At 52.1% G+C, this 3,812-nt stretch carries 3 protein-coding genes; all 3 read right to left on the reverse strand.

The window, feature by feature from the left end; genetic code table 11:
- Positions 1-245: 245 nt before the first annotated feature.
- Entirely contained in the window at positions 246-731 is a 486-nt protein-coding gene (locus HMPREF0574_RS03515; RefSeq protein WP_004007310.1) for a DUF4276 family protein, read from the reverse strand.
- A 5-nt stretch (positions 732-736) separates the two neighbouring features.
- Positions 737-1,456, reverse strand: coding sequence for an AAA family ATPase (locus HMPREF0574_RS03520; protein ID WP_169303841.1), 720 nt, complete (start codon positions 1,454-1,456; stop codon positions 737-739).
- Between the two features lie 174 nt (positions 1,457-1,630).
- The coding region (locus tag HMPREF0574_RS03525; protein WP_004007312.1) for a cell wall-binding repeat-containing protein at positions 1,631-3,812 on the reverse strand (2,182 nt) is incomplete at its 5' end.

A 3,812-nucleotide genomic window follows, 5' to 3' on the forward strand; every position in this document is an offset into this window, starting at 1 on the left:
CGACCAGCCCGGCAAAGAGTTTTTACAGGCATCGAATCATTGGGGTTAGATGCTTGGACGCGCTAGTCTGTTTGCCGGTGTGGCTCTGCATGTTCGGCTCTACGCGCTGCTCTGCATGTTCGGCTCTACGCGCTGCTCTGCATTAGGTCCCGCACGCTCAAATCTGCCTGGTCTGTTCAGCAGGTCTGTTTGTAAGGGGGTTGTTCCCGGTTCGTTTTTATGGGTTTGGCAGGGAGTTTCCGGTGTTACGGTGCGAAAGACATCAGGTTGGTGACCCAGTCAGTGAAGTGGGGGCACTCGTCCATTACTGCCTCTATACGGGCATGGTCGAACACTTCTTTCGTATCCGGTACTTTACTATAGGGAACCGGACTGCTTTCTTTTAGCTGGATAATTCGTTTAGACGGAGCGGTTTGAGGTGAATCGTTGATTTCTTCTACCCCGACGGACGAGTCTCTCCAACCAGCCATCTGGCGAATCTCGGCGTTGCTAAACACTGTTGATTGTCCGTGCAAGGCTGCGGCAATAACCAGGGATTCAAATTCATGCTTGACTACGAAAGGCAGCCATTTTCCCGGTTGTTCCCGGTTCCTGTAGCATTCGAGCAGTTTGTCCTCAATGTCCTCGCATCGGGGATTGACTAACCCTGCTTTCCTCATGAAATCTTGCGGAAAACCGTAGTAGTCAATCATCGTTGACACTCCCTGCCATTGCGGCTGGCCCAACAGCATCCTAATCAAAGAGTCATAGCCTGTTCCCGCCCTGGAATACCAGCCACCACCCCAAAAACGAGCTTTCCCGTTGGCGGCAACACCGACGCGAGATTCCGCCCATCACTGTGAAGCCTTAGATTATCGGCAACATCACAACTCTGTAACACGGGCGACCGGGAGGAAGAATCATCAAAATGAAAAACCATACAACCCGTGAGAATACGCCGAATATTCTCCTGTACCCCAGTCCTTGAGCCGCGATCATCCGCATCTGAAAGCACCGAACGATGCGCCAATGGTAGCCAACCATGATTGCCTTGGAAATCGTCATAGAAAGAGGTGGTGTACTTAGCCTGGTTATGGAAGAAAAGCCGCTCTCGCACCAAGGCAGTATCTCCAGTACCGCGACTAAACTGAACATCATACCCATTTGTAAGCTGTTCGTTTATCCGGTAATCAACATCAATCGCAAAACACCGTGAATCACCCCCCCCGCCTTGCTCCGCCGAGTCAAAATCAGCTACCGGGCTACCCTGGAAAAAGTGTTCACTAAACCCGCCACCGCGCATGATTTCATCCTGGAACGTGTCATCAACCAGACGTGAAAGCAGCTCTATCCCTCTGAGCAAGTTCGTCTTTCCCGCACCGTTGGGACCAATCGACAACGTCACCGGAGTGACCAATTCCAAAGTAGTGTCTCTAATGGAAAGCAGATTTCTGATTCTAAAAGAACGAACCGCCATACGATACATTCTAACCGCTCCACCAGCGCAAATTCTCCCCCCAAACCAGGGGAATTCGTTACACTCCGCCATACCCGCAACAGCCCCGGAACACGTCTGACCCCGGTAGTTATCTACCGGGGCCAGACTTTTATGAAGTTATGGGAGACTTGATAGTCTCAACCCAATCACCGACTAAGCAGCAGTTGCCGTGAACTCCTTGGAAGCCGGGGTCTTGGGACCCGCCGCGCCATCCTCGTCATAGGTAACCTTAACCTTAATCGTGTCGCCATTAGCAGCAGTACCAGTCACGGTACCGTTAGCTGCCGTGTCAGCAGAGAAACCGGTAATACCCGTGCTAGTAACCTTTTCCCACTTGTAGGTGAGAGTTGCCGGAGAAGACACAGCACCTGACGGGGTGGTGCAAGTTACGCTGTATGCCTTGCTGGTAGTCGCCAAGGTAGCGTTGCAGACAGGCGTTGCTGAAGCTGCAGGAGCCGCGGGGGCGGCTTCCGGCTGGTCCTTGAGACCTTCAGCGAAGGACTTCACGGCAGCTTTCAGGGTATCGTCAGACACGGCGTTGGTACCACCAATGGTGTAGCCTTCCTTCATGGTGTGACCCTGGGTCATGCCCAAACGCTTGAACTCAGCCAAGACGTTGTCGCTCGGGGTGCCGGTAGAAGGCAGCAGCAAAATCGGGCCCTTTTCGAGCTGACCTGCGACCATGGCATCAACAATGTTAGCGTCGTTACCGGAAGCAACGTAAACGCGACCTTGACCGCTCAACTGACCGTTATTCTTGCCGTCCGGACCAGCGGTCAGGTAGTAAGACAGCAAAGCAGCGGTCTCGTACCGGTCAGCACCCGCCAAACGGTTATGCGTCCCAGTGGAAGTAATCACCTTTGGCAGTGGACCTGCATTGTAGGCGTTCACGGCATCCTTCAAGGCCTTGTAGCACTTGTTAGCTTGAGCCTTCACCTCAGCGGCCTTCTTCGGGGCAGCGATACCCATAGCAGCAGCAGAAACCGGAGAAGACGGAGCATTCGTATCGAAGGAGGCGAAATTAGCAGCCTCGTAGCCTACAGCATCAGCATAGGTAAACTGCTCAGCACCAATCTTCAACAGATTATCCTTAGACTCAGCAATCTGCTGAGCCTTCTTATCAGCAGCCGCGAAGTCATAACCAGTCACCACATCACCGGTCGTGGTGAACCCACCAAGGGTCACGCTACCATTACCGTTAACCACAAGCTTCTGAGCATCAAAACCATAGTAAGCCTTGAACGCGCTCAAGAAACCAGACTGACCAGCAGCAACATTCGCCGGAGCTGCACCCTGTGCACCAACAAGTGCGTCCAGAGCATCGTTCATGGCTTTCTTGAGCTTGTTGACGGTATTCGCCTCAGAGCCATCTGCCTTGCCCATAATCTTCGCCAGGTTAGCAGCTACCTCACTGTTAGCGTTCTTCCAGCCCTTGAAAGCCTTATCTTTCTTGGCATCTGCAATCTCATCCTTGATGTTAATATCATTCTCATTAGCAGAAGTACCAGCAACGGCGGCCTTGCCCAAGCCGAAATACTTGTTGTTTGGCACGTCGAGAACGTCCTTATCCATATGCTGCCAAGCACCCTGACCGTAGTACTTAGCGGCAGCGGTCTGAACATCAGCCTTCAAAGAATCAATAGTAGTGTTGTACTTCCAAGGATTGATTTCTTCCTTACCACCGGTTACTTTGTTCACCTGGTCATCAGACAAAGCCCCGGTACCACCCAGAACAATGACACCCTTGCCATCAAGATTCTTCTGATAGTAATCAACAGTGCCCTGAGGAACATCACCAGTAGGAGGAACCAGGATAATCGGACCATCAGTAACCGCGCCAGCAGTCAAAGCGTCAACAACAACATTGCCCTGAGCGAAGTAGTTATGATCCCAGTTGGCACCAGGGGCATCCTTGGCCTTCTTAATGATTTCGATATTCGTGGCGTAACGATCTGCCCCACCCAAACGAGAAATCGTAGGGACACCGTTATCGTAGCCAGCGACGACGTTATCAATCCAAGCATTCGGAACCACGCTGGTACCACCAACAGCGGTGAACTCCTGTACGTTCTGACCAATCAGCTTCTTGATTTGATGACCGACAACAATCTGTCCAGCCTTATCAGCCGGAACCAACACGACCACACCATCATTCAAGATACCTGACGATGCCGCATCCACCATAGCCTTGTAATTAACCAGATAGACCTTGCGTGCCTTAGCCGCATCGTCCTTGGCAGCCTTCATCGCAACCTTCAAAGAGGTCTCCACACGTTCCGCACCAGCAACACGATCAAAAGACTGTCCACCAGGCAACACAATCTTGTCACCAGGA

The organism is Mobiluncus curtisii subsp. curtisii ATCC 35241, from assembly GCF_000146285.1.
GTDB classification, from domain to species: domain Bacteria; phylum Actinomycetota; class Actinomycetes; order Actinomycetales; family Actinomycetaceae; genus Mobiluncus; species Mobiluncus curtisii.